The 23,896-nt window shown below is 55.8% G+C and carries 24 protein-coding genes and 1 rRNA gene; 17 read left to right on the top strand and 8 right to left on the bottom strand.

Annotated elements, in window-relative coordinates; all coding sequences use genetic code 11:
* Positions 1-99 precede the first annotated feature (99 nt).
* From KXG62_RS17870 to KXG62_RS17860, 3 genes are all read right to left on the bottom strand, one after another.
* Positions 100-489, bottom strand: coding sequence for a c-type cytochrome (locus tag KXG62_RS17870; RefSeq protein WP_218093361.1), 390 nt, complete (start codon positions 487-489; stop codon positions 100-102).
* Entirely contained in the window at positions 490-1,104 is a 615-nt protein-coding gene (locus tag KXG62_RS17865) for a hypothetical protein (RefSeq protein WP_218093360.1), read from the bottom strand.
* Positions 1,105-1,266: 162 nt separating this feature from the next.
* On the bottom strand, positions 1,267-2,121 hold the full coding sequence (locus KXG62_RS17860; protein WP_218093359.1) for an AraC family transcriptional regulator: 855 nt from the start codon (positions 2,119-2,121) through the stop codon (positions 1,267-1,269).
* 81 nt (positions 2,122-2,202) lie between these two features.
* Here KXG62_RS17860 and mutY point away from each other — a divergent pair, with 81 nt between their 5' ends.
* Positions 2,203-3,339, top strand: a complete 1,137-nt coding sequence (mutY, locus tag KXG62_RS17855; protein WP_218093358.1) for an A/G-specific adenine glycosylase — start codon at positions 2,203-2,205, stop codon at positions 3,337-3,339.
* A 169-nt stretch (positions 3,340-3,508) separates the two neighbouring features.
* Here mutY and KXG62_RS17850 read toward each other — a convergent pair whose 3' ends face one another.
* Complete coding sequence (locus KXG62_RS17850) at positions 3,509-4,123, bottom strand: superoxide dismutase (RefSeq protein WP_218093357.1); 615 nt, start codon at positions 4,121-4,123, stop codon at positions 3,509-3,511.
* 80 nt (positions 4,124-4,203) lie between these two features.
* Complete coding sequence (locus tag KXG62_RS17845) at positions 4,204-4,416, bottom strand: hypothetical protein (RefSeq protein ID WP_218093356.1); 213 nt, start codon at positions 4,414-4,416, stop codon at positions 4,204-4,206.
* Between the two features lie 397 nt (positions 4,417-4,813).
* On the opposite strand from KXG62_RS17845, the gene KXG62_RS17840 reads away from it, so the two are divergent.
* The 8 genes from KXG62_RS17840 (at position 4,814) to folE (ending at position 10,384) form a co-directional block, all read left to right on the top strand.
* Complete coding sequence (locus tag KXG62_RS17840; RefSeq protein ID WP_218093355.1) at positions 4,814-5,251, top strand: GNAT family N-acetyltransferase; 438 nt, start codon at positions 4,814-4,816, stop codon at positions 5,249-5,251.
* Between the two features lie 219 nt (positions 5,252-5,470).
* Entirely contained in the window at positions 5,471-6,022 is a 552-nt protein-coding gene (locus KXG62_RS17835; protein ID WP_218093354.1) for a DUF402 domain-containing protein, read from the top strand.
* A gap of 1 nt (position 6,023) precedes the next feature.
* Positions 6,024-6,620 (top strand): signal peptidase I, encoded by a 597-nt coding sequence (lepB, locus tag KXG62_RS17830; protein WP_218093353.1) that lies wholly within the window; start codon positions 6,024-6,026, stop codon positions 6,618-6,620.
* A gap of 17 nt (positions 6,621-6,637) precedes the next feature.
* Positions 6,638-7,864, top strand: coding sequence for a tRNA epoxyqueuosine(34) reductase QueG (queG, locus tag KXG62_RS17825; protein WP_218093470.1), 1,227 nt, complete (start codon positions 6,638-6,640; stop codon positions 7,862-7,864).
* Positions 7,845-8,378, top strand: coding sequence for a methylated-DNA--[protein]-cysteine S-methyltransferase (locus KXG62_RS17820; protein WP_246627504.1), 534 nt, complete (start codon positions 7,845-7,847; stop codon positions 8,376-8,378). Before queG ends, KXG62_RS17820 begins: the two co-directional genes overlap by 20 nt.
* Positions 8,375-9,406, top strand: coding sequence for an HD-GYP domain-containing protein (locus KXG62_RS17815; RefSeq protein WP_218093352.1), 1,032 nt, complete (start codon positions 8,375-8,377; stop codon positions 9,404-9,406). Before KXG62_RS17820 ends, KXG62_RS17815 begins: the two co-directional genes overlap by 4 nt.
* Before the next feature lie 114 nt (positions 9,407-9,520).
* Entirely contained in the window at positions 9,521-9,733 is a 213-nt protein-coding gene (locus KXG62_RS17810) for a YneF family protein (protein WP_218093351.1), read from the top strand.
* Positions 9,734-9,793: 60 nt separating this feature from the next.
* On the top strand, positions 9,794-10,384 hold the full coding sequence (gene folE / locus KXG62_RS17805; RefSeq protein WP_218093350.1) for a GTP cyclohydrolase I FolE: 591 nt from the start codon (positions 9,794-9,796) through the stop codon (positions 10,382-10,384).
* Between the two features lie 283 nt (positions 10,385-10,667).
* On the opposite strand, the gene KXG62_RS17800 is transcribed toward folE, so the two are convergent.
* The gene (locus KXG62_RS17800) at positions 10,668-11,942 is read right to left on the bottom strand and encodes a Fe-Mn family superoxide dismutase (protein ID WP_218093349.1); all 1,275 of its coding nucleotides are present in this window, start codon (positions 11,940-11,942) and stop codon (positions 10,668-10,670) included.
* A gap of 82 nt (positions 11,943-12,024) precedes the next feature.
* A complete protein-coding gene (locus tag KXG62_RS17795; protein WP_218093348.1) occupies positions 12,025-13,056 on the bottom strand; it encodes an alpha/beta hydrolase in 1,032 nt (343 codons plus the stop codon).
* Between the two features lie 348 nt (positions 13,057-13,404).
* Between KXG62_RS17795 and KXG62_RS17790 the strand changes: the two genes are divergently transcribed.
* Positions 13,405-14,148: an IclR family transcriptional regulator gene (locus KXG62_RS17790; protein WP_218093347.1), complete on the top strand. Its 744-nt coding sequence runs from the start codon at positions 13,405-13,407 to the stop codon at positions 14,146-14,148.
* A 248-nt stretch (positions 14,149-14,396) separates the two neighbouring features.
* Here KXG62_RS17790 and acnA read toward each other — a convergent pair whose 3' ends face one another.
* On the bottom strand, positions 14,397-17,105 hold the full coding sequence (acnA, locus tag KXG62_RS17785) for an aconitate hydratase AcnA (RefSeq protein WP_218093346.1): 2,709 nt from the start codon (positions 17,103-17,105) through the stop codon (positions 14,397-14,399).
* A gap of 239 nt (positions 17,106-17,344) precedes the next feature.
* Between acnA and KXG62_RS17780 the strand changes: the two genes are divergently transcribed.
* The 7 genes from KXG62_RS17780 to KXG62_RS17750 all read left to right on the top strand — a co-directional run.
* The gene (locus tag KXG62_RS17780; RefSeq protein WP_218093345.1) at positions 17,345-18,364 is read left to right on the top strand and encodes an amidase domain-containing protein; all 1,020 of its coding nucleotides are present in this window, start codon (positions 17,345-17,347) and stop codon (positions 18,362-18,364) included.
* Between the two features lie 84 nt (positions 18,365-18,448).
* Entirely contained in the window at positions 18,449-19,573 is a 1,125-nt protein-coding gene (locus KXG62_RS17775) for a D-alanine--D-alanine ligase (protein ID WP_218093344.1), read from the top strand.
* A gap of 79 nt (positions 19,574-19,652) precedes the next feature.
* Entirely contained in the window at positions 19,653-19,970 is a 318-nt protein-coding gene (locus KXG62_RS17770) for a hypothetical protein (RefSeq protein WP_218093343.1), read from the top strand.
* A 145-nt stretch (positions 19,971-20,115) separates the two neighbouring features.
* Positions 20,116-21,120, top strand: a complete 1,005-nt coding sequence (gene uvsE, locus KXG62_RS17765) for a UV DNA damage repair endonuclease UvsE (RefSeq protein ID WP_218093342.1) — start codon at positions 20,116-20,118, stop codon at positions 21,118-21,120.
* Between the two features lie 123 nt (positions 21,121-21,243).
* The gene (gene fabI, locus KXG62_RS17760) at positions 21,244-22,011 is read left to right on the top strand and encodes an enoyl-ACP reductase FabI (protein WP_218093341.1); all 768 of its coding nucleotides are present in this window, start codon (positions 21,244-21,246) and stop codon (positions 22,009-22,011) included.
* A gap of 391 nt (positions 22,012-22,402) precedes the next feature.
* Positions 22,403-23,263 carry an inositol monophosphatase family protein gene (locus KXG62_RS17755; RefSeq protein ID WP_218093340.1) on the top strand — a complete coding sequence of 287 codons (861 nt, stop codon included), beginning with the start codon at positions 22,403-22,405 and terminating at the stop codon, positions 23,261-23,263.
* A gap of 562 nt (positions 23,264-23,825) precedes the next feature.
* Positions 23,826-23,896, top strand: a 16S ribosomal RNA gene (locus KXG62_RS17750); the annotation flags it as partial.

Genomic DNA, 23,896 nt, shown 5'->3' with positions numbered 1-23,896 from the left:
CACCTCGTTTTACAGGCGGCCCTCCGCTTTATCGGAGTTGGAAACTCAGCGCGCAAACAAGGAAAGGACAGCCTGCAGGCTGTCCTTTTGCATATCCCGTTATTTTTTCTCGGCCAGCCAGCTCGCGAGCGCTTCTACCTCTTCGGGTTTGATTTGCCCGGCGAAGCCCGGCATGCCGTTGCCGCCGCTGTTGATTTGCTTTACGATCTGCTCTTTGGACAGATGTCCGCCGACCTTTTGCAGGTTCGTTTTCGGTCCAATTTTGCCTTCCAGCGCGTTGCCGTGGCAGGACAAGCAGCGCTGCTTGTATACAGCCTGCACCTGCTCAGACGCTCCGGTCATGGCGGAACTGTTGGCGGCTCCTTCTTGTCCCGTTTTGCCGCCGAATGGTTCCGGGCTGTTTTTCGGGCTGCAGGCGGCCAGCGCCGCGATTGCAGCCGCCGCTATGAACATGATCCCCAGACGTTTCCATTCGATTCGAATGCGCATCTATAACATTCTCCTTTTCCATAACGTATGCCATAAGTTCACCAGAAGGCCAAGCGTGAGCAGGCTGAGCCCACCGAAGCCGCCGAGCAGTACGGAAGCGTATCCAAGGTAGGCATAAGCGACCGTAATCGTAAGCGCCAGCATCCATAAGCTCATATAGAGCAGCGGTCTTCCGAGCGTCGTGCATAGCGCGCCGTACGCGGCGGCGAGAACGATGCCTTTCAACAAAGGCGTGTAGGCAGGGCTGACGGTCCCGGTTCGCACGAGCACAGCTGCGATCAGCGCGCAGGCCAGCACAGGGAGGACCGCGCGTACCGGTGCATACCCGACAGCGGACGGCTTGCCCGCATGTCGTCTGCGCAGCAGCCACACGGCGGCGGATGCGACGGCCGCAGCGACCAGCACACCTAGACGCCAGGCGGCATACGCGTCGCCCGGGTCGAAGAACGAGATCGCCGCGGATAGCAGCCATTCCGCTCCCCAGACGTAGAGCCAGACGGCGTAAGGTTTTGCCGCAGCCCGCCGTTCCGCGAGCGCTCGCCCGAGCCTTCCGCGGCTTGACCGGCTGCCAGCCTCCCCGCCGGTTAAGCCGGCAGCCGAATGGATGTTGTTCATCGTATCACCCCATTACTTCCTTAACGTAACGATATCCGGCAAGAGCCGCCTGAGCGAGCCCGCTGCCGGATCATCCGAAATCCGCATAGTTACAGGTAGCGTACACTTTCCAAGGGCGCAAGTCAAACCCGCAGCGGCGGCGCTGCGGGCTTCGCAGGACGATTAATGATCCGGTGTGAACCGGTGTTTCTTCGCGTACTCCCTTGGGGAAAAGCCGGTCACTTTTTTGAAGATGCGGCTGAAATAAAATTCGTCCGTGTAGCCGACGCTGCCGGCTATGGATTTGAGCCGGTATTCGGACAAGACGAGCAGTTCTTTCGCCCGGTCGACTCGCAGATGCGTCAAATAGTCGATCGGGCTGTAGCCGACATATTTCTTGAACAAGCGCGAATAATGGCTGACGCTAAGGCCGGCCATTTGCGCTAGACTCTCCAGCGTCAGCGGCTCCTGGTAATGGCTGACCATGTAGTCCTGCGTTTGCTCGATGGCGGCCGTCGTATCGCCCTCCGCCTTTTGCGTGCGGAAGTCGGCGACGAGCGTCAGCAGCAGCTCCTGTATAATAATTTTGCGGCGCATGGCCGTCATGTGGCCTCTGCGCTTCCATAGCGTGTCAAGCTGCTCGAACAAATAAATCAGCTGGGGCGTGTTGGTAACCGTGTACATGCCTTCCAGCGGAAACCGCGACTCGGCGGCGCTGCGGTAAATCCACTGTTCCTTCTCCTCGTAACATTCCGTATAATGAAAACGGAGGAAGTAGTATTCGAGCGGCTGCTCGGGATCGGACGAGCGCTCTACAACCATGCCGGGAGCGAACGAGAACAGCCTGCCTGCCTCCGCCGGATAATGCGTGCCGTTAATCGTGAACGTGCCTTTTCCTCGTATAATGAGCCAGATCGACTGATATTTGATGGTGCGTGGCTTCTGATGCCAGTTGTCTTCGCATTTTTGATGACCGACGAGCAGGATGGAGATGACCATCTTGTTCAGCCGCGAGGCGAGTTCGCCGGGAGTCAGCATCGGATGCGGCCCCTTTCGTGAACGTATCAATTTGTCATGAATCATTATATATCGAAACCGTGTGCAACAGAAGGAGCAATCATGAATCTGCTGGAACAAAAAAAACAATTTTTTTCAACCGGGCTTCTGGCCTGGTACCGCCGGCATAAGCGCGACCTGCCTTGGCGAAGAAGCCGGAATCCGTACCATATTTGGGTGTCTGAAATTATGCTGCAGCAGACAAGAGTGGATACCGTCATTCCGTACTTCAACCGGTTCGTGGAGAAGTTTCCTACCGTTGAGGCGCTTGCCGAAGCGCCGGAGGAAGAAGTGCTCAAGATGTGGGAAGGGCTAGGCTATTACTCCAGAGCCCGCAATCTGCAAAGCGCTGTGCGCGAAGTGCGCGAGAACTACGGCGGCGTCGTGCCCGATACGAAGGAGGACGTCTTCTCGCTCAAAGGAGTCGGCCCCTATACGGCGGGAGCGATCCTGAGCATTGCGTATAACAAGCCCGAGCCGGCGGTGGACGGCAACGTCATGCGCGTGCTGTCGCGTTACTTCCTGATCGAAGACGATATTATGAAAGGCAGCACGCGTGTGACGATGGAGAAGCTGGCGAAGGAGCTGATCCCCGAAGGGGCGGCGGGCGACTTCAATCAAGGGCTGATGGAGCTGGGCGCGATGGTCTGTACGCCCAAATCGCCGAGCTGTCTGACTTGCCCGGTCATGGAGCACTGTATGGGCCGAGAAGCGGGCATGGAGGAGGCGCTGCCGGTCAAGAAGAAGGCGAAGCCGCCGCGCCCGGAGCATCGGTTCGTCGCTCTGGTGGAGGGCGACGGGGAGCAGGCGGGCCGGCTGCTCGTCCGGCAGCGTCCGCAGGAGGGGCTGCTTGCCCGGATGTGGGAGCTGCCGCATGCCATGGCGCCGCCTGAGGCGTCGGTCGTCCCGGTGCAGGACGACCCGTCGCTGGCGCAGCACGTGCTTGCAGCGCACCTCGAGGAAGACAATCTGGCGATCGGTCCGGCTTCCTGGTATATGCAGGCGGAGCATACGTTCAGCCATATTCATTGGGAGCTGGACGTGTATGTATGCCGTCTGGAACGCTCGGCGCTGCTGCCGGATCATCCGGCGCTGCTGCCGTCCCACTACCGGTGGATCGGCCCGGAGGACATGGCGCAGCTTGCGTTCCCGAATGTCTTCCTGCGCATACTGAATACGTATTTTCGGCAGAAAGCGTAGCCGAGCACATAAGCCCCGCAGTCCGGTTAGCCGGAACAGCGGGGCTTGCGGCATTGTCCATGTAGCCGATCCTTCGAAGCGGTGCAGCGGGGGCGGCAAGATGCAGGAACAACGAAAAAAGGCTTGGTTCCCAAGCGGGAACCAAGCCTTTGGAGAGCTTAAGCCGTTATTACTTCGCAGCAGTTTCGTAACGTTTGCCAACTTCCGCCCAGTTCACTACGTTCCAGAAAGCGGCGATGTAGTCAGGACGCTTGTTTTGATATTTCAGGTAGTATGCATGCTCCCATACGTCCAGTCCGAGGAGCGGCGTTTCGCCTTCCATGATCGGGCTGTCTTGGTTAGGCAGGCTGTACACTTTCAGTTTGCCGTCTTTGCCGACAGCGAGGAACGCCCAGCCGGAACCGAAACGAGTCGTTGCCGCTTTGGCGAAATCTTCTTTGAACTTGTCGAAGCCGCCCAGCTCGCTGTTGATCGCGTCAGCCAGCTTGCCGCTTGGCGCGCCGCCGCCGTTCGGGCCGATCGTTTCCCAGAACAGGGAGTGGTTCGCATGGCCGCCGCCGTTGTTGCGAACGGCAGTGCGGATCGCTTCCGGAACGCTGTTCAGATCGGCGATCAGGTCTTCCACGCTTTTCGCTTGCAGGTCAGCATGAGCTTCCAGCGCAGCGTTAAGGTTCGTTACATATGTGTTGTGGTGACGATCGTGGTGGATCATCATAGTCATTTCGTCAATGTGAGGCTCGAGCGCGTTGTTTGCGTAAGGAAGTGCTGGTAATTGGTGTGCCATCTTCAAAAACCTCCTATGAAATATGTAATTTCCTTTTCTATTATCTCCTATTTACTATATAAAATCAACATTTATGTATATTAAGTATTCGTGTTCTCTCCTTTCTCGCCGCCGCGCAGCTCGATCTCCGTAATGATTTGTCCTAGTATGGCGGTGCCTTGGGCATTGAGCCAGGGCGACAAGTCGCTCATGACCCGCTGATGGTAATGAAGCTCCTCGGAATTCCAATCTAGGGTTTTGAGGTCGTTCAACTGGTGAATGGGCCGAACCGAACCGGTTTCGCTTGCGGTCATATGCGTCATCCTTTCCTGCTATGGTTGTCGTTGGAATTGCGCAAAAATCCCAATGAGTATCGTTTCACAACGCCGCTTTTTTTATGCAGCCGGTTCTTCGGTACAGGTGAATCCCGGGCTCGTAGACCGGCGCTATGCAGAAGCCGGTTGAGTCATGATGCATTCGAATGATGGCAATAATCGGCCGAGCCGAGCATATAGAATTATAGAATCGAAGAAATGAAAAGGCGTTCAGCGATAGTAATTCGATGAAAACGCTTCAAAATAAGCGCTTTCAAGAGGATATGAATAAAATGTGATGAATTTCTGTGTTTTTTTTAACAATTTAGCAGGAATATTTCGATTTTTGTCGTAATTTTAAAGTTATGATGAATTTATGCTGCGGGGAGAGTCGAACATGTCTGAAAATTCCTGTCAAGTTCGTCCGTTTCAACTGTCGGATTATATATCGGTCACGGCGCTTTTGAATGACGTGTTGTCCGAGATATGTTATGAAGAAACGATGGCCGCATTCGCCAGACAGCTGTCTTGGGATAGCGAGCTGATTATGGTCGCCGAAGAGAACGGCGATATTGTCGGAGTCATCGTGGGCACCATCGATAACCAGAACGGATATTATTACCGCATTGCGGTGCAGTCGAAGCATCAACGGCGCGGCATCGGCCAGAAGCTGATCGAGGCGCTGAGACAGAAGTTCCTGCAGCGCAAAGTGCGCCGGATCCTCGTGACCGTGGACGCCTACAATGAAGTTGTGATACCGGTATACGAGAAGGCAGGCTATCAGGCAAGCGACTTTTCCCGGACGACGCACCGTCTCCAGATCGTGAACGGGTAATACGCGAACCGCAAGCTATCATTTTCAATCTATTGAGCATAACACGAAGCGCTGCCCGCTTGCTGTGGTTATGCTTTTTCTGTTTGGACCCTGCGGCCGCGCTGCTCTTGAAAGCGGGGGCGCTTACGTTTATGCTAGTAGCAAGACAAACGGAGCGTGAACCAATCGATACCGCTCGCCGCTTTTAGCCGAAACCGTATGTAGAAGGGTTTGGACCTCATGACGACTTTTTCCTCGTTTGTTATTAAAAGTTTTAAGCATGACGGACATCTGCACCGGATGTGGCTTCAAAACTGGCTCGTTCCGGAATCGCTGATGCACGAATCGCATCTGGCGGAGTCGATGATGGTTCTGATCAACAGTCAAACCAAAATCGTCGAAGCCGACGGCAAGGAATGGGTTAGCCGCATCCCGGGCATTTCTTTTTTTATTCCGGGACAATGGTTTAACGTCGTGGCGTTAATCGAGGACAACGGCGTGCGGTATTACTGCAATGTCGCGTCGCCTCCTTACGTGAACGGCAACGTCATCACTTATATCGACTATGATCTCGACGTGATCCGCCTGCCCGGGGGCGAAGTGTATGTCGTCGACCAGGAAGAATACGAGCGGCATAAGCTAAGCTACCATTACTCGTCCGTTGTCGACGCCAAAGTCAAGCAAGGGCTTAAAGAACTGCTTGCCCTTGTCAAAGCGGGCCGCTCGCCGTTTCAGGACGAACTGGTGCATTTCTATTATAATGAATGGAGAGAACGCGGAGCGGAGGGATAAGATGCGACTGTTTTCTCCTAAAAAAAGCAGCGGCGAATTTTCCGGCGCCCAAGTGGGCGAAGACGAGGGCACCGGGCTGCTGCTTGAAGTATGGGATTGGATGAAGTCGATCGTTATTGCTTTGATTGCAGTGGTCGTTATACATCAATTCGGGTTTCACTTGTCCACAGTGCGCGGAGCTTCCATGCAGCCGACGCTGGAAGAAGGAGAATGGCTCTTTATTAACAAAACGGTCCGGTTTTCCAGCGCGCTGAATCGCGGGGATGTCATTGTGATCAAGGAGGCGGATGGCAACGCTTCAACGCACCCGTATCTCGTGAAGCGGGTTGTTGCCGTCGCAGGGGATGAAGTGTCGGTCCGCAGTGGCAAACTGTACGTGAACGACCAAGAAGTGCAGGAGGCGTACACGGATTCCGCCATCGAAGACGGCCGTTTCGAGCCTTATACCGTCGCCAGGGAACATGTGTTTGTCATGGGCGACAACCGCCACCGGTATGCCAGCTATGACAGCCGCAGCTTCGGGGCGGTTTCGGTCGGCCAGGTGGAAGGGAAGGCGGAATGGATCGTGTGGCCGCCGCAGAAGTGGAGGAGCCTGTAAGGCGTAAACATAAAGCTATGATGAATCGCTCGGATGAACATCGGAACGCGGTACCGGACGGGAGCCTGCGAGGCGATTGGCGGCAGCTGAAAGAGGAGCTGAAGGCCGCTCTGCCGGAGCTCGGCATCGATAAGCTTGGGGTGGCGAGCGCCGAACCGTTTACCGAATTGAAGCAAATTTTGTTGAATCATCGCGAGAAAGGGCATGAATCGGGCTTTGAGGAGAAGGACATCGAGAAGCGGGTAGACCCCGCGTTAACGCTGGCCGAACCAAGGTCGATCCTGTCGATCGCGATCGCTTATCCGTCGAAGCTGCATGATCCGCCGCGCTCCGAGCCGGGGGCCTACCGCGGCATATTGTCCCGCTCCGCCTGGGGGATGGACTACCACCATGTGCTGCGCAACCGGCTCGAGCGGCTGGAAGCGTGGCTAGTCGAACGCGTGCCGGGCGCGCGGGTGCAGAGCATGGTTGACACGGGCGCATTGGTCGACCGGGCGGTCGCCGAACGAGCCGGCATCGGCTGGCTCGGCAAAAACTGCTCCGTCATTACGCCGGAATTCGGCTCGTGGGTATTTCTCGGCGAAATGATTACGAACATCCCGCTGCCGCCCGATCAGCCGGTCACGGAAAGCTGCGGTGACTGCACGCTGTGCATCGATGCTTGCCCGACCGGCGCGCTCGTCGGCCCGGGGCAGCTCAATGCGCAGCGCTGCGTTTCGTATTTGACGCAGACGAAAGGCATCATCGAGGACGACGAGCTGAAGCGGAAGATCGGCAACCGGCTGTACGGCTGCGATACCTGTCAGATTGTATGCCCGAAAAACAAAGGCGTGCACTTCGGGCATCATCCTGAGTTTGTTCCCGACCCGGAGCAGGTGAAGCCGCTGCTGAAGCCGCTGCTGTTCATGTCGAACCGCGAGTTCAAGGAGCGGTTCGGCACCAGCTCGGCCTCCTGGCGCGGCCGCAAGCCGATCCAGCGCAACGCGATTCTCGCGCTGGGCAATTTCCGGGACGCCAGCAGCGTGCCGCAGCTTGCGGAGCTGCTGCGGAAGGACGAGCGTCCCGAGATTCGGGCGACGGCGGCCTGGGCGCTCGGCCGCATCGGCGGAGAGTCGGCGCGCGAGGCGCTTGCAGTCGCGCTGGAACGGGAGGGCGACGAGGCCGCACGCCGCGAGATCGGGAAGGCGCTGCATACATTGAACGAAAGCGGGCGGGTGAATGAGCATGGAAACGATGAAGTATGATGAGATCGTAACGCCGATCGGCGCGCTGACGCTGGGGTGGAGCGGAGGAGCAGAGCCGGGGCTGTGCCATCTGGAATTCGGTGGATTCGCAGACACGGCGCATCAGCTGCGCAACTGGTCGAAGCGCTGGTACGGCACCGCCGAGTGGGAGCGCGACCCCGAGGCGCTGGCACTGGCTGCGGCACAGCTGCAGGAATACTTTGCCGGGCGCCGGCAGCAATTCGACGTGCCGCTTGCACTGCGCGGGACGCCGTTTCAAGTAAAGGTATGGCAGGCGCTGCTCGAAGTGCCGTTCGGGGAGACGCGCTCCTACAAGCAGATTGCCGAGCGGATCGGCTCGCCGAAGGCGGTTCGCGCCGTCGGCGGATCGAATAACCGCAACCCGGTGCCGCTGATCGTCCCGTGCCATCGCGTGATCGGCGCGGGCGGAGCGCTCGTGGGCTACGGCGGCGGGCTCGACATCAAGACGTATTTGCTAGACCACGAAGGCATACGGAGCGGGGGCGCTTCATGAGATATGTGGACATCGAGAACGTCGAATCCGGCCAATATTTGGGGCGGACGATCTTCTCGAGCAACGGAGCGGTTCTGTTATCGGAAGGCGTGCAGCTCACGGTTTATATGATCAACACGCTGAGGCGGATCGGCGCCACGATGATTTTCATCAAGGACGCGCAGTTCGACGACGTGGAAATTCCGGAGCTGGTCTCGGAGGAAACGAAACGGGTCGTCATTCAGCGCATGTGCGAAACGTTCGAATCGATCCGTTCGGGCAAAGAGATCAACTCCAGAACCATATTCCAGAGCGTCGATTCTTTGCTGGAAGAGATCATGAAGAACAAGGATGTGCTTGTGCAGCTGTCGGACATCCGATCCAAGGACAATGAAATGTACGTGCATGCGGTGAATGTCTGCATGATGTCCACGCTGATCGGTATCAACATGGGCCTTCCGGTAAGCCAGCTGCGCGAGCTGGCCATCGGGGCTTTGCTGCACGACGTCGGCAAGCTGGAGCTGACGGCCGACGATGTGAGCGGCGATCCGCGCCGGCATCATGCATGGCGCGGCTTCGATGTGCTCAAGAACAAGCGCGAGCTCAGCTTGCTTAGCGCGCACGTCGCCTTCCAGCATCATGAGACGATGGATGGGGAAGGGCAGCCGCGCCGGTTGGCGAAGGAGGAGATCCACCTGTACGCGCGGATCGTAGCGGTGGCGAACACGTACGATAATTTACTGTTCGACCTGTCGCAGGGGCGGCGGATGCTGCCGCATGAAGCTTGCGAATATATGATGGCGCTGGCGGGGACAAAGCTCGACCGCGAGGCGGTCATTCAATTTTTGCGCAGCGTCTCCGTTTACCCCACAGGCACATCCGTTCGCCTGTCCACGAAGGAGACCGGCGTGGTCGTCGGCCAGCATCGCGGGCTGCCGGGAAGGCCGGTCGTGCGCATCGTGAAGAACAGCGGGGACCGGGAGCTTGCGGTCAAAGAAATCGATCTGGCGAAGCATACGACGCTATTCATCGAGAATGTACTGATGTAAGCCGGGTGATGTCCCTGAAGGCTGCACGTTCTGGCGGAACAGGTGCCGATTGTAACGGGGCGGAAGTCGTGCTATGATGGACAATGATTAATTTTTTGGGGTGGATATGAGATTATGTGGTATGCGGTCACAGCCATTGTCGCCTTAATCGCAGGCGGGGTCGGAGGATTTTTTATCGGCGTCATGTATTTGCGCAAGCAGATGGAGAAAATGCAAAGCGATCCCGAGATGCTTCAGCGGATGGCGAAGCAGATGGGCTACAACTTGAACAAGCAGCAGATGGGCAAGATGCAGCAAATGATGAAAAACAAAAAGTTTCGTCCGTAAACGCCTGACAATCGGACTTGCAGGCTTCTTCTCGGAAACGGACAAGGGGAGGGAATGCGCATGCCGGCGAAGGAATACAAAAACAACCGGGTAGCCGAAAATCGCGAGCTGGTAGAACACCATGTACGCGAAATCTTGCGGTTGATCGGCGAGGATGTCGATCGGGAAGGGTTGCTCGAAACCCCTGCGAGGGTGACTCGCATGTATGAAGAAATATTTGGCGGATACGAAGCCGACGTGAAGGAAATATTGGGCGTAGCCTTTGATGAGAAGCATGAAGAGCTTGTCATCGTGAAAGATATCGTCTATTACAGCCAGTGCGAACATCATATGGCGCCGTTTTTCGGTAAAATTCACATCGGTTATATTCCAAGCGGCAAAATCGCCGGGCTGAGCAAATTTGCCCGCTTGGTGGAAGCCGTCACCCGCCGTCTGCAGGTGCAGGAACGCATAACGTCCGAGATTGCGGACATTATTGAGGAAGTGCTCGAGCCGCACGGCTGCATGGTCGTGGTGGAAGGGGAGCATTTGTGCATGTGCGCCCGCGGCGTGAAAAAGCCGGGAAGCAAAACCGTCACCTCGGCGGTGCGCGGAATATTCCGCAAGGAAGCGGCATCGCGTTCGGAATTTTTGTCATTGATCAAACAGTAAACGGCCGAACGCTTCGGGTGTCGGCTGCCCGGTGCAGCTGAGCGCTTACCGGAGCGCAAGCGCTCTTCGCTTTCCCTTTCGAGGGAGGCGAAGGGCGCTTCTTTGTGCTGTGCATACCTTCCATGCAGCGAGTGACCTCGGCATGCGAGAATAACGTAAATACGAATGTGCATTCGTTATCGCAGTCACAACACAGTCTTAATGGAGGTTTGGCAGAGGATCGAAAGGGAGGGTCTTCATTGTTTTGCAGCAGAAGCAGTTGCGTGGGTCCGTGTCTTACGGCTTAATAGGGCGGCCATCTTAGGCGCCGTGCAGCGTCGAACCGCTCATTGACGCGTTCCCAGTTCACGGTATGCCACCACGCTTCGATATAGGCGCTCCGCGCGTTTTTGTATTTGAGATAGTACGCATGCTCCCATACATCGAGCGGCAGCAGCGGAATGACATCCCACTGGGACAAATTCTGGTGTTTTTCTGCTTGAAGCAGCTCCAGTCGGCCGCTGCGCGGACTCCAGACCAGAATAGCCCAGCCGCCGCCCTCCACTTTGTCCGCAGCGGCGCTGAACTGCCGCCGGAATGCTTCGAAGCTGCCGAAGGACCGGTTGATTTCCGCTGCGATGCCGCCAGTCGCCTTGCCGCCGCCTTCCGGCTTCATACTTTCCCAGAAAATCGTGTGCAAGTAATGCCCGGCGCCATGAAACGCCGCTTCGCGCGTCCAATGCTTGATCAATTCGTAATCGCCGGACGCCCGTGCGGCTGCCAGCTTTTTCTCCGCTTTATTCAAGCCGTCGACATACGTCTGGTGATGCTTGTCATGATGCAGCCTCATCGTATCCGTGTCGATGTACGGCTCCAGCGCGTTGTAGGCATAGGGCAGCGCCGGCAAGCGGTGACCTCCGATCGGAACCGCCGCAGCGCCTGTGTCCGGCGCCGTGCCGAACGACCAGACGCCTTCCTGTGTAGCGGTCAGCTCGGAAGCGCGATCTTCCTCGGCCGGCGAAGGATACGGCGGCGCATCGGCATCTTCCGGCTCATCAGGAACGGCGGAGGCATCCACGGCGGAGGATGGAGCGAACGAAGCGGGCGCCGATATTGCCGCTTCGAGCTCGGGTCGGGCGACCGTTGCTTCGGGCGGGCTGTGCTGCTCAGCCGCATGCAGCACCCCGAGGAAATATTCCGACTCCCGGATAATGTGCATCACGACCGTCTGGATGACCGGATTCGCCTGGATCGGAGCGCTATGCTGCATGAGGAGAAACAACTGCCGAATGAACTCGCGGGACTCCGCTGCCGCAGCATGCAGCAAATTCCGAATGCGCCCGTCGATGTATGGACTGACCGGGGGCTGCAATTGCACGACCGTCTCGATCCACTGCTGCGCTTCCGCTTCCGTTTGGCCGAACGTTTCTTCCCACTGCCGCATCAGCGCCGCATACGAAGCTTCCAGCGCCGGGGCTAGCTCCCGAATGACGACTGTATGTTCCCTCTCCTGCATTTTCCAAAAGCGGATTTCCTCCAACACCCTTAGCGGCATCAAAGGACCGTATACGCGCAGCATGAAAAAACCTCCCCGCCGTCTCGTGCCCGGGGGACCGGGCTTTAAGAGACATTGTATTCGGGAAGGCTGTTGTCTATGTCGCTTAACGCGCGCCGCTGTATTTGATCGGTTTGGGCGGAGCTTCGGATAACGTCTTCAGGAAGCCGGTCGTCAGCTGCAAATAACTTTTTTTGTGCGCACGGTAGATTAGCTCATGCCCGTCGTTTTCCAGCAGCCACAGCTGCGAGCCCGAATCTGCTTTCTGATGCGCGAAGATGCTTTCCGCCATGTCGTACGGCGCTTTCAGATCCTGCTTGCCGTGGATGAAAAAGATCGGCATGGAGTATTGCGTTTCTTTTACGGTTTGATACGGAATTTGCTTGAAGCTGACCCCGTTGATCAGCGGGAAGAACATATGGACCAGCGGCTGGGAAAACTCAGGCAATTTCGCTTCCTGCTTCATGTTATGGTACAAGGTGTCCGGCTCCAGCACAAACGTGCTGTCGAGAATCATCCCGTCGATGTCTCTCGTCTGCAGGGCGGCTTGCAGCGCAGTGCCCGCTCCCATCGAGAACCCCCAGACGAACACTTTTTTCGCTCCGCGGTCTTTCGCATATTTTACGGCGCCGAGCAGCTCTTCCGATTCACGAAGTCCGCCGGTCAAATTCCATTGCGGCTGAACGTAGCCGTAATCGAACATGACGACGTTGAAGCCCATCTGGTTCGCCGCTTTGGCCAGATCGTAGATGGGCACCCAAATTTCCTCCCGGTTGCCACCGTAGCCGTGCGAGAATACGATCGTTTGCTGCTCCTTGCCGGGGAGGACGGCAGCGGTTGATGCGGGAATGTACCAGCCGGATAAGGTTGAAGAGCCGGTCACGCTCGGGAATTGAATATTCTCGTAAGCGGCGCCGAAAGCGGCGGCCGGATTGGAGCGAAGCGGGTCGATATGCGGTCTGGCAAGCGTGTAGGCGACGAAGGCGTGGAAGGCCATCGTCAAGCTGAACAGAAGAAGAAGGGCGGACAGCAGAATGATGAGGAACATCTTATGGCGGCGTATAAAAGAGCTTCGTTTGACAGCGGTTGCAACCGCGGATTGATTCAACGGTACGGATGAGTAAGAGTTGGTTTCCATCGTAATCTCCCCCTTGATAACAATGATGACTGTGTGCGACGGACGACTGTTCGGAACGGAAAGAGCTTCCCGCTTCACGCTCATGCGGTTTCCACCGTTACGGTCCGGGGATAGATCGATTCCGGCCATTCAAGGATAGAGATCCTGCTTATTTTATAGTAAAACGGCCTGCGTGCGGAGTCAACCCATATGCAGCAAATGTAAACAAACTGTAATCTGCTAATAAAAAGAAAGCGGCTTATCAGTTAAAACTCAGACATGACATTTGCAAAACCTTCTACTAAAATGATCAAAAATGGGCTATAATAGATTTCAACCAGTGAAACGTTTTTTCGAGGAGTGGTATCGGTGGAGGACGGCAAATTAACCGTACGCGCGGTGGAACGCGCGCTTGATATATTGCTTTGTTTTGCAGAAGCGGAAGACCTCAGCTTGACGGAAATATCCGGCCGGGTCAGTTTGCACAAGAGCACCGTGCACCGGCTGCTTGCTTCCCTGGAGGGCAAAGGCTTCATTATCCGCGATCCGGCCTCGGAGCGGTACCGGCTCGGGTTTCGGATATGGGAGCTGTCCGCGAATTTGACGCACAGCGACGATCCGGCGCTCATATTGCTGCCGGAGATGGAACGGCTGCGCGACCAGCTCGGCGAGACGATCAGCCTCTATGTGCGCGACGGTCTGGAGCGGGTCCGCGTCCAGGCGGTGCAGAGCAACCAGGCGATCCGCCGCGTTGCTCCGATCGGGGCGAGACTGCCGCTGTACGTCGGCGCGTCGAGCAAAGTGCTGGTCGCCTTCGAGGCGCCGGATGCGCAGCTGGCGCTGCTGCGCGACCCGGACTGGCCGCAGGCGGTAGCCACAGCTGCGTTCCTGCAGCAGCTGCACGAAGTGAAGACGCTGGGCTATGCGACCAGCGTCGAAGAGCGCGAGCCCGGCGCAGCGGCCGTCTCCGCGCCCATTCTGGCGCGGGGCGGGCGGCTGATCGCCGCGCTCGCGGTAAGCGGCCCCTCCAACCGGCTCACGGTGGAGAAGATGAAAGAATTCGCGCCGCTCTTGATGGAAGCGGCGCGGCGTATGGGCAAGATGCTGAAGTAGCATCTTGCCCCGCGGCCCGGGCACGCCCGCTTGCTGCGGCTCGCCGCCGACTGGTACGCGGCTGCTCTTCGCGCCCAATGCGCCCGCCGGCCGGTCTCGGCGCGCAGCATAAGCGATTGCGCGAGCGCGCGCCCGCCCGCATGGCAAAGAACCCCCGAGTCTCGATCGAATCGAGATTCGGGGGTTCTTGTTATACCGCATCGCACCGTTCGGTCCGAGCGGTCGTTTTACATAAGCTTAACCCGTCATTACGCCATAATTTGGCGCAATACGGTTTGCAGAATACCGCCGTTGCGATAGTAATCGACGTCCACGTAGCTGTCCAGACGAACAATCGCTTCGAAGCTGAAAGTCGATCCGTCTTCGCGCGTGACGTTGACCGTTACTTTTTGGCCAGGCTGCACATCGTTGCTGAGGCCCACGATGTCGAACGTTTCGCGGCCGGTCAAGCCGAGCGAACTCCAGCTTTGCCCTTCGACGAATTGCAGCGGCAGTACGCCCATGCCTACGAGGTTGGAACGGTGAATCCGTTCGAAGCTCTCGGCAATAACGGCTTTCACGCCGAGCAGGAACGTGCCTTTGGCAGCCCAGTCGCGGGAGCTTCCCGTGCCGTACTCTTTGCCGGCGATAACGACGAGGTTCGTGCCTTGCTCTTGATACTTCATGGATGCGTCGTAGATCGACATTACTTCGCCGGTCGGCAGGTAAGTCGTTACGCCGCCCTCTGTGCCAGGCGCCACTTGGTTGCGGATACGAATGTTTGCGAACGTACCGCGCATCATGACATCGTGGTTACCGCGGCGGGAACCGTACGAGTTGAAGTCTTCTTTCTTCACGCCGTGCTCGATCAGGAATTTACCGGCCGGGCTGTCGGCTTTGATGTTACCGGCAGGGGAGATATGGTCCGTCGTGACGGAGTCGCCCATCAGCGCAAGCGTTTTGGCGCCGCGAATGTCGGCAATGTCGTTCAGATCCGCGCCCAGGTTCGCGAAGAACGGCGGGTTAGCGATGTAAGTGGACTTCTCGTCCCAAGCGTACAGATCGCCTTCCGGCACGTTGATCGCGTTGAAGCGCTCGTTGGAACGGAATACGTCGGAATATTTCGAGCGGTACATCTCAGGCGTAATCGCGGATTGGATCGCTTCCTGCACCTCTTGAGACGTCGGCCAAATATCTTTCAGGTACACCGGCTGGTTCGACTGGTCGTATCCGATCGGGTCGTTTGCCAGGTCGATGTTGACCGTGCCGGCCAAAGCATAAGCGACAACGAGCGGCGGCGAAGCCAAGTAGTTGGCTTTAACCTGCGCGTGAACGCGGCCTTCGAAGTTCCGGTTACCGGACAGAACGGCAGCGACGGTCATATCGTTATCGGCGATCGCCTTGCTGACTTCGTCCGGCAGCGGACCGGAGTTACCGATGCACGTCGCGCAGCCATAGCCCGCTACGTGGAAACCAAGCGCTTCCAGCGGCTCGATGAGGCCGGCTTTGGTCAAGTAATCGGTAACGACGAGCGAACCCGGAGTCAAACTGCTCTTCACATAGCCTGGTTTGCGAAGGCCGCGGGCTACCGCTTTTTTCGCTACGAGACCGGCGCCGAGCATAACGCTTGGGTTGGACGTATTTGTACAGGATGTGATGGCTGCGATAACGACCGCACCTGTACCCATTTTGCTTGCTTCACCGCTCGGATGATCCACTTCCACCATTTCCGCGATCTTTTCATCGGACAAGCCGTAGCCGCCTTTTTCGATCGGCGTGCGAATGATCGAGTTGAACGACTCTTTCATGTTCGTCAGCTCTACGCGGTCTTGCGGACGTTTCGGGCCGGCCAAGCTTGGCACAACGGAACCGAGGTCGAGCTCGATCACGTCGCTGAATACCGGATCCGGTGTAGCGTCCGTGCGGAACATGCCTTGCTCTTTATAATAAGCCTCTACGAGCGCGATTTGCGCTTCGTCACGGCCAGTGCTTCTCATGTAGTTCAAGGACTCGGTGTCAACCGGGAAGAAGCCGATCGTTGCGCCGTATTCCGGAGCCATGTTAGCTACCGTAGCGCGGTCAGCCAGGCTGATGTTGGAAAGACCCGGGCCATAGAACTCGACGAATTTGCCGACTACGCCTTTTTTACGCAGCATTTGCGTAACGGTCAGTGCAAGGTCGGTTGCCGTAGCGCCTTCTGCCAGCGTACCCGTCAGCTTGAAGCCGATGACTTCCGGCGTAACGAAGTAGAGCGGCTGGCCGAGCATGCCGGCTTCCGCCTCGATACCGCCAACGCCCCAGCCTACGATACCAAGACCGTTGATCATCGTTGTATGGGAGTCTGTACCGACCAGAGAATCCGGATATACTTCCGTTTCGCCGTCCACGGTTTTCGTAGCGGCTACGGATGCGAGGTACTCAAGGTTGACCTGGTGAACGATACCTGTATCCGGCGGAACCGCACGGAAATTATCGAACGCCGTTTGCGCCCAGCGCAGGAAGCGGTAGCGCTCTTCGTTTCTTTCGAACTCGACTTTCTCGTTGTATTCAAGCGCATCTTTGGAGCCGAACGCATCGACCATAACGGAGTGGTCGATAACGAGGTCGACCGGTACGAGCGGGTTGATCCGTTTTGGGTCTCCGCCGGCGCGTTTCATTGTATCTCTCATGGCCGCAAGGTCGACGACAACCGGCACGCCGGTGAAGTCCTGCAGCACGATCCGTGCAGGGATGAAAGGAATTTCTTTGTTCGCGTCGCGCTCGGAAGCCCAGCCTGCGATTTGCTTCACGTGTTCGTTCGTGATCGCTTTGCCGTCGAATTGGCGAAGCGCGGCTTCAAGCAGCACTTTAATGGAGAAAGGCAGGTTCGATATAGTGCCGTTGCCTTGCGCTTCGAACGCTTGCAGGCTGTAGTAGTTGAACGACTTGCCGCCAACGCTCAGCTGCTTGCGAACCGAAAAAGCGTCTTTTTTAGACATGGTAGCTATTCCTCCTTGAAAATATGTTAGCTGCAATCATCTTGTTTCATATAGTGAAACGCGATTTCATTATTAGCTCTAGTTACAGTATACATGCTTTAGGTCCTGTTCGTAAAGGTTGATTTCAATCATTTTTGCATGAATGCCCTCATATACTGGAAAAGAATGTTTATACCCGGATGACGAAGTTCGGCAATGCGCCTGTATGGTTTTGTTACTATGCGAAGGAGGCAGGGGCGATGTCTTGGAAAACGACCCTTTACCATTATGTTCACAGCCGCAATCAAACCGATATGGACTATTCTATCGAACCTATGGTGCCGCTAGTCGGCGACGCCTCGTTTTTGCGGGCGCAGGCGAAGCGGCTGGATCGGCTCAAACAATCCGACCGAATGCGGGGTCTTACGCCAGTCAAGCATGAAACCCGTCTGTCTGTCTCCTCCGTTAGCGAACAACGAGGCCGCATGATTGCCGATATTTTATTGAAGCGCACGATTGTCGGCGAAATTCGCCACACGTCCCATGAGGAGCAGCGAATTGAGAAAGAACGGATCACCTTGATCGCCGATGACGGCGGCTATCGGATCGAGGGCGTGGAACTTCTCGACCATGAAGACACGCTGCGCCTTCGCCACTTGGCGGCTGGCGGTTTGATGGAAGCCGACGACACGTTTACGGCCGTCGATTTGATGCGTGCCCCTTCCGTGCCATACCTCAACTATAATGTCCTCCCGTCGTCTCAATATGCTGCGCCCCGCGCTCCTTACAACCGGATCGAAGCGGCGCGTTATGCGGATCGGTGGTGGGACAAAGGAAATCCTGCATACTTGACCTTTGAAGTCGATTGCAGCAATTATGTGTCCCAGTGCCTCTTTGCAGGGGGAGCGCCGATGAACTATACTGGTAAAAGGAATGCGGGCTGGTGGTATAAAGGCCGCGTCGGCGGACAGGAGCTGTGGAGCTTCAGCTGGGCGGTGGCCGACAGTTTGCAATTTTATTTGCTGACAAGCCGAAGCGGACTTAGGGCGCGGGAAGTGCAGCGGCCGGAGGAGCTGGAGCTCGGCGATGTCATTAGCTACGATTGGGACGGCACCAGTGGATTCAAACACAGCACAGTTGTAACGGCCAAAGACGCCAACGGGATGCCGCTCGTTAACGCACATACGGTCAGCAGCAAGCACCGGTACTGGAGCTATACGGATTCCCCGGCCTATACCGAGCGAACGCGCTACCGGTTTTTACATATCGTCGATATGTGAACGATCCCTATTTCCTTAATTTAGGTTTCTTTATTTCATTTCATTAGAGTTTACCGATTTCACCATATCCATCCGGAGGTACTTATGAGCGACAAAATTCGTGTAGGCTTAATCTACGGAGGCAAATCTGGGGAGCATGAGGTGTCGCTTCAAACTGCACTTGCCGTTATTAAAGCTTTCGATTTGAACAAATACGACGTTCAGCCGTTTTACATAACGAAGCAAGGGGAATGGCGTTCGGGACCGCAGTTGACCGGACCGGTTTCGTCCGCCGCTGCGCTTACGTTCCAAGAGCAATCCGAGCAGCCTGGCTCTTTCGCGCTGCAGCCTTTCTTCGGCACGCTTCAGGCAGCCGGCCAAGGCGCGCGGGAATCGGGCGCACCGCTGGATGTCGTCTTTCCGCTGCTGCACGGAACGTTCGGAGAGGACGGCACCATTCAAGGGCTGCTCGAAATGGCGGACATCGCTTATGTAGGTACAGGCGTTTTGGCATCGTCCGTCGGCATGGACAAGGCCATGATGAAAAAAGTATTTGCCCAGGAAGGACTCCCTCAGTGCGTCTTCCGCCATTTTACGAAAAAGCAGTGGGACAAGGATAGGAACGAGCATGTCTTGGAAATTGAAGTGTCCGTAGGTTATCCCTGTTTCGTAAAGCCGGCCAATCTCGGTTCCAGCGTAGGCATCAGCAAAGCCAGAAACCGCGCTGAGCTGGAGGGAGCGGTAAGTGCGGCGTTTCAGTATGACCGCAAAGTGGTCGTGGAAGAATTTATCGATGCCCGCGAGCTTGAAGTCGCTGTGCTCGGCAATGACCTGCCGCAAGCTTCCGTTGTCGGCGAAATCGTTTCTTCCAATGAATTTTACGATTACAAGGCCAAATATATCGACGGCAAATCTTCGATGATCATTCCCGCGGAGATTCCGCAGGCGGTGGCTGACGAAATGCGTGCCCTCGCCGTACGCGCTTTTCAAGCCATCGACGGCACGGGGCTGTCCCGCGTCGATTTTTTCCTGCGTAAGGAAGATTCGAAAATTTTCATCAACGAGATCAACACGATGCCGGGCTTTACGCCTTTCAGCATGTACCCGCTGCTGTGGCGCGAAAGCGGAAAGCCGTACAGCGAGCTGTTGGACGACTTGATCCAGCTCGCCTTGCAGCGTCATGCCGAGAAGCGGAGCCTGCAATATACGTTCGACGTACCGGAAGTTTAACGGTCGGCGGCCAGTTGCTTTTGCCCTGGCCCATCCTTTATGCTAGTGCTAAGAAGACTAGGCTGAGGGGAGCGAGTGTATGGGATTTCAAACCGAATTCAACTCCGTTTGCAAGTTCAAATCCGAACAAGAGCTGTATGAGCTGCTCGAGTACGGCCGCGGCAAAATGATGAAAAGCGGCTTCCGCGTGTTTCCGACGGGGCAAAAAGTGATTGCCTATACGCCGGACAATCGGGCGATCGCGATCGTCAAAATCGCCGCCTCCATTGCCGAAATTAATTTCCAGGGCGAAGAAGTAACCCAGGTGGAGATGGAGCTCGTCCGCAAGCTTAATGAAGAAGAGTCGCGGGTGCAGACGGCGCTTGCTCACGAAATGTTTTTCGGAGCCAAAGGCTAAGCTGCCCTGTAAGCAATACAAGACAAGCATCGTATTCCCGGAGATAGCTCGGGAACGGTGCTTTTTTCTTTATCCCGCAACGGTACTTCCGTGCAGCGATGGGCAAGCTACACGAAGGAGACTGGAACAGGAGCGTGATCCGACCATGATTGTTCGTTTAGGCTACGTGGCGATGTCCATGCTCGTCGCCAATGCCTCCCCTTCCAAAACGATGACGGCGACGAACTTCGCGAAAGTGGAGGACCGGGAAGCGGCGATCCGCAAGCTTGAACGCCTAGCCGCCGAGAATATCCATAATACGCTGCGATTGTTGAAGCATAACCGGGCGTATGAAATCGAAATGTATCGCATGTCGTCCAGGCTGATTCCGCTAATCGGTCACGAGCTGCTGGGGCAGTGGAATCCGATTCCCGACCTTCGCGAAGCTTTCGCGGAGCTTGGAGGCTATGCCCGAGAGCATCGCATGCGGCTGAGCTTTCATCCCGACCATTACACGGTGCTCAGCACGCCGCGCGAGGACGTGTTGGCCAGCTCTTACGCCGATCTCGACCGTCACGTGCAAATGCTGGAGGCCATGGGGCTCGATGAGTCGGCCAAGTGCAACATCCATATCGGCGGAGCTTACGGGAACAAGGCAGTGGCGGGGAAACGGTTCGTCACTCATTTTCGCGCCATGCCGGATCGCATCCAGCGTCGCATTACGCTGGAGAACGACGACAAAACGTTCAACGCGCTGGAGACGCTCGAAGTATGCGAAGACGTTGGCGTGCCGATGGTGCTGGACCTGCATCATCATGACGTCAACCCGTGCGGGGAGTCCGCGGAGGCACTGTGGCCGCGGATCGCAGATACATGGAGCGGGCAGCAGATGCAAGCCGGTCCAGATGCGTCGCCGTCTGATGCAGCGCCCCCGTTGCCGCCCAAAATTCATGTGTCCAGCCCAAAGAGCGATAAGGATGTCCGCAGCCATGCCGACTATGTGGACGCGCCGCGGCTCATGACATTTCTGCGCGCCATTGCACCGCTAACCCCGCGGCTGGACATGATGCTGGAAGCGAAGCGAAAAGATGACGCCCTGCTCCAACTCATGGAGGCGATTCGCGGCGAGTCCGGCGTAACCGTATTGACCCAAGCCTCTTTTGAAATATAGCGCTGCGGAAAATGGCGAATAAGCTCGGTAAATGCGACTTGAAATATTCGGGAAAATCAGGTAATTTGAGGAGGGAAACTATGTCCGAGCCCTATTTTATGAGCGAGAGGGGAACGTTTTGATATGAATTTGGTAGCGGGTAAAAATATAGTCGTAATGGGTGTGGCCAACGATCGCAGCATCGCATGGGCTATCGCCCAATCTTTGGCGAGCCAAGGTGCGCGCCTTGTGTTTACTTATGAGAACGAGCGCGTGGAGGAACGGGTGCGCAAGCTGGCCGATACGATTCCGAACGCGACAATTCTGCCTTGCAACGTGACCGTAGACGCGGATATCGACCAGCTGGCGGAATCGCTTCGCGAGCAATTCGGCGTGCTGCACGGCATTGTTCACAGCATTGCCTTCGCCCGTACGGAAGAGCTGGAAGGCCTGTTCGTCAATACGTCCCGTGACGGGTTTGCGCTGGCCCATGACATTAGCGCCTATTCGCTTGTCGCCGTCGCACAGAAGCTGTATCCGCTTATGACAGAAGGCGGCAGCATCATGACGATGACGTACCTGGGTGCGGAGCGCGCGATGAAAAACTACAATGTGATGGGCATCGCCAAAGCAGCTCTCGAAGCGAGCGTGCGCTACCTGGCGAACGATCTTGGACAATTCAACATTCGCGTCAACGCGATTTCGGCCGGACCGATTCGTACGCTGGCAGCCAAGGGGATCAAGGACTTCAACTCCATTCTGAAAACCGTGGAGGAAAAAGCACCGCTCCGCCGCACGACCGAAACCGCGGAAGTGGGCGATACGGCCTTGTTCCTGATGAGCCACTTGTCCCGCGGCATTACCGGAGAAGTGATTTACGTCGACGGCGGCTATCATATCGTAGGCGTTTAGAACATACGGCATACCGGCGAGCTCCCGGCCAAACATCCGTCCTATTGCGGCGGATGTTTTTTTACAAATCGGGGCTTATTGGATATACTACATCGACGGTACTTTGGACGCATCGTCCGGCATATGGGCTGGATTGCATTTGAAGCTGAATTCCGCTTGTTCCGCCGGAGCGCCTGCCGCAACGCGACCTGCCTTCAGAATCTTATTCTTGACGCGGCGGTCTATACGATGGATAAGTTCACTCATTTGTTAAAACCGACGATCCTTTTTGGGTGAAACGACGTAGCATTAATTACGTATATTAACTATACTATTTATGAATCCAGTAGCTTTATTGCAGATCATTTTAATAGATAGGCGATTGAAATGAATTTCGTAAAGGAATGATCCAATGTCGAATCAAAATACAACGCGCTATTCCGTCGGTAGCAAAAGTTTTACCGCTGTTGCCATCAATACCGCCTCCAAAACGGGAGAATGGATACAAAGTAAGCTGGGCGACTTTAACAGCCTGCAGACCAAATATTCGGCCCATGATCTGGTAACGGAAGTGGACAAAGGCGCCGAGACGATGATTCGCAATTTGATACAAACGCATTTTCCGACGCATGCCATATTGGGCGAAGAAGGCGTCGAGCCGGGACCGGCTGCTTCTCAATCGGCTTTGGAGCAGATGAGAGGTGAAGAATATTTGTGGATCGTCGATCCGTTGGACGGAACGACGAATTTCGTGCACGGCTTCCCATTCTTTTCGGTCTCGATCGCATTGGCGCATAAAGGCGAAGTTATTGTCGGCGTAGTGTACAACCCGGTTCATAATGAGCTTTACGTAGCGGAGAAAGGCAAAGGCGCCTACCTGAAAGGGAAAAAGATGCAGGTCTCATCCGACAAGCTGCTCATTGATAGCCTCGTCGCTACGGGATTTCCGGCCGATAAAGATCATGCGCTGCCGATCAACTTGCAAGGATTGCAGAGGCTCACTCCGAAGGTACGCAATATTCGGGTTGCCGGCTCGGCCGCTTTGCATATGGCCTATGTGGCAGCAGGCCGCTTGAGCGGATTCTGGGAGATCGGTCTGAATTCCTGGGATATGGCTGCCGGGGTGCTATTGATTACAGAATCAGGGGGAAAAGTTACGGACACGCTCGGAAACCCGTATAGTTTGGGCGTAAGAAATCTTCTTTGCTCCAACGGTCACATTCATGACGAGTTTGCGCAGCAATTGGGCGACGCAGGGGCAACCGGGTTTTAATTATAGTTTTAGTGCGAAAAGCATGGATCGTTCCGGTCCGTGCTTTTTTTATTGAAGCAAGCAAAGTACATTAATCTCAAAATCGCAGACGGTGAGGTGTTGTATGCAGCGCCTGAATGAATGCCGTCATTGATTCTATTTGAAGTTACCGTGGTAATTAAGTGTGTGTGAAGCAGGCCCAAAACCGCTTAAAGGGCTGGCGATGATTTTTTTGGTTTCCGGGTTGACATTGCAGGACAAGCGTGGTAAATTAGTCTTCCGGCCGATTGAGGCAGGCGAATGCAAGTGCTTTTGAAGAAAAAGGAATGAAAAAAACACTTGCATTAAGAAAAGGAAATGTGGTATATTAATAAAGTCGCTTTCGACGGAAGTAAGAAAAGAAGTTGAAGACGATGAAACGAATTGCCCTTTGAAAACTGAACAACGAGTGAGTGAAATAGAGAATGCAAATTCTCGCTAGCAGTAAATTTTGAGCTCAATCAGCTTACATTATAGCGAACATGATCTTCGGGTTATGCAAGCAATTTGTATCCATTTCGGTCTTCGGTCCGAAAAAGATACCTTAATGGAGAGTTTGATCCTGGCTCAGGACGAACGCTGGCGGCGTGCCTAATACATGCAAGTCGAGCGGAC

This window comes from Paenibacillus solanacearum, assembly GCF_910593845.1.
Lineage (GTDB): Bacteria > Bacillota > Bacilli > Paenibacillales > NBRC-103111 > Paenibacillus_G > Paenibacillus_G solanacearum.
Note: the sequence above shows the minus strand (reverse complement) of the source record. Positions and strands in the feature narration are given on the sequence as shown.

Excerpts from the sequence above, each read along its gene's own strand:
- KXG62_RS17870 (WP_218093361.1), bottom strand. The coding sequence starts at position 489 with ATGCGCATTCGAATCGAATGGAAACGTCTGGGGATCATGTTCATAGCG.
- KXG62_RS17865 (WP_218093360.1), bottom strand. The coding sequence starts at position 1,104 with ATGAACAACATCCATTCGGCTGCCGGCTTAACCGGCGGGGAGGCTGGC.
- KXG62_RS17860 (WP_218093359.1), bottom strand. The coding sequence starts at position 2,121 with ATGCTGACTCCCGGCGAACTCGCCTCGCGGCTGAACAAGATGGTCATC.
- mutY (WP_218093358.1), top strand. The coding sequence starts at position 2,203 with ATGAATCTGCTGGAACAAAAAAAACAATTTTTTTCAACCGGGCTTCTG.
- KXG62_RS17850 (WP_218093357.1), bottom strand. The coding sequence starts at position 4,123 with ATGGCACACCAATTACCAGCACTTCCTTACGCAAACAACGCGCTCGAG.
- KXG62_RS17845 (WP_218093356.1), bottom strand. The coding sequence starts at position 4,416 with ATGACCGCAAGCGAAACCGGTTCGGTTCGGCCCATTCACCAGTTGAAC.
- KXG62_RS17840 (WP_218093355.1), top strand. The coding sequence starts at position 4,814 with ATGTCTGAAAATTCCTGTCAAGTTCGTCCGTTTCAACTGTCGGATTAT.
- KXG62_RS17835 (WP_218093354.1), top strand. The coding sequence starts at position 5,471 with ATGACGACTTTTTCCTCGTTTGTTATTAAAAGTTTTAAGCATGACGGA.
- lepB (WP_218093353.1), top strand. The coding sequence starts at position 6,024 with ATGCGACTGTTTTCTCCTAAAAAAAGCAGCGGCGAATTTTCCGGCGCC.
- queG (WP_218093470.1), top strand. The coding sequence starts at position 6,638 with ATGATGAATCGCTCGGATGAACATCGGAACGCGGTACCGGACGGGAGC.
- KXG62_RS17820 (WP_246627504.1), top strand. The coding sequence starts at position 7,845 with ATGGAAACGATGAAGTATGATGAGATCGTAACGCCGATCGGCGCGCTG.
- KXG62_RS17815 (WP_218093352.1), top strand. The coding sequence starts at position 8,375 with ATGAGATATGTGGACATCGAGAACGTCGAATCCGGCCAATATTTGGGG.
- KXG62_RS17810 (WP_218093351.1), top strand. The coding sequence starts at position 9,521 with ATGTGGTATGCGGTCACAGCCATTGTCGCCTTAATCGCAGGCGGGGTC.
- folE (WP_218093350.1), top strand. The coding sequence starts at position 9,794 with ATGCCGGCGAAGGAATACAAAAACAACCGGGTAGCCGAAAATCGCGAG.
- KXG62_RS17800 (WP_218093349.1), bottom strand. The coding sequence starts at position 11,942 with ATGCTGCGCGTATACGGTCCTTTGATGCCGCTAAGGGTGTTGGAGGAA.
- KXG62_RS17795 (WP_218093348.1), bottom strand. The coding sequence starts at position 13,056 with ATGGAAACCAACTCTTACTCATCCGTACCGTTGAATCAATCCGCGGTT.
- acnA (WP_218093346.1), bottom strand. The coding sequence starts at position 17,105 with ATGTCTAAAAAAGACGCTTTTTCGGTTCGCAAGCAGCTGAGCGTTGGC.
- KXG62_RS17780 (WP_218093345.1), top strand. The coding sequence starts at position 17,345 with ATGTCTTGGAAAACGACCCTTTACCATTATGTTCACAGCCGCAATCAA.
- KXG62_RS17775 (WP_218093344.1), top strand. The coding sequence starts at position 18,449 with ATGAGCGACAAAATTCGTGTAGGCTTAATCTACGGAGGCAAATCTGGG.
- KXG62_RS17770 (WP_218093343.1), top strand. The coding sequence starts at position 19,653 with ATGGGATTTCAAACCGAATTCAACTCCGTTTGCAAGTTCAAATCCGAA.
- uvsE (WP_218093342.1), top strand. The coding sequence starts at position 20,116 with ATGATTGTTCGTTTAGGCTACGTGGCGATGTCCATGCTCGTCGCCAAT.
- fabI (WP_218093341.1), top strand. The coding sequence starts at position 21,244 with ATGAATTTGGTAGCGGGTAAAAATATAGTCGTAATGGGTGTGGCCAAC.
- KXG62_RS17755 (WP_218093340.1), top strand. The coding sequence starts at position 22,403 with ATGTCGAATCAAAATACAACGCGCTATTCCGTCGGTAGCAAAAGTTTT.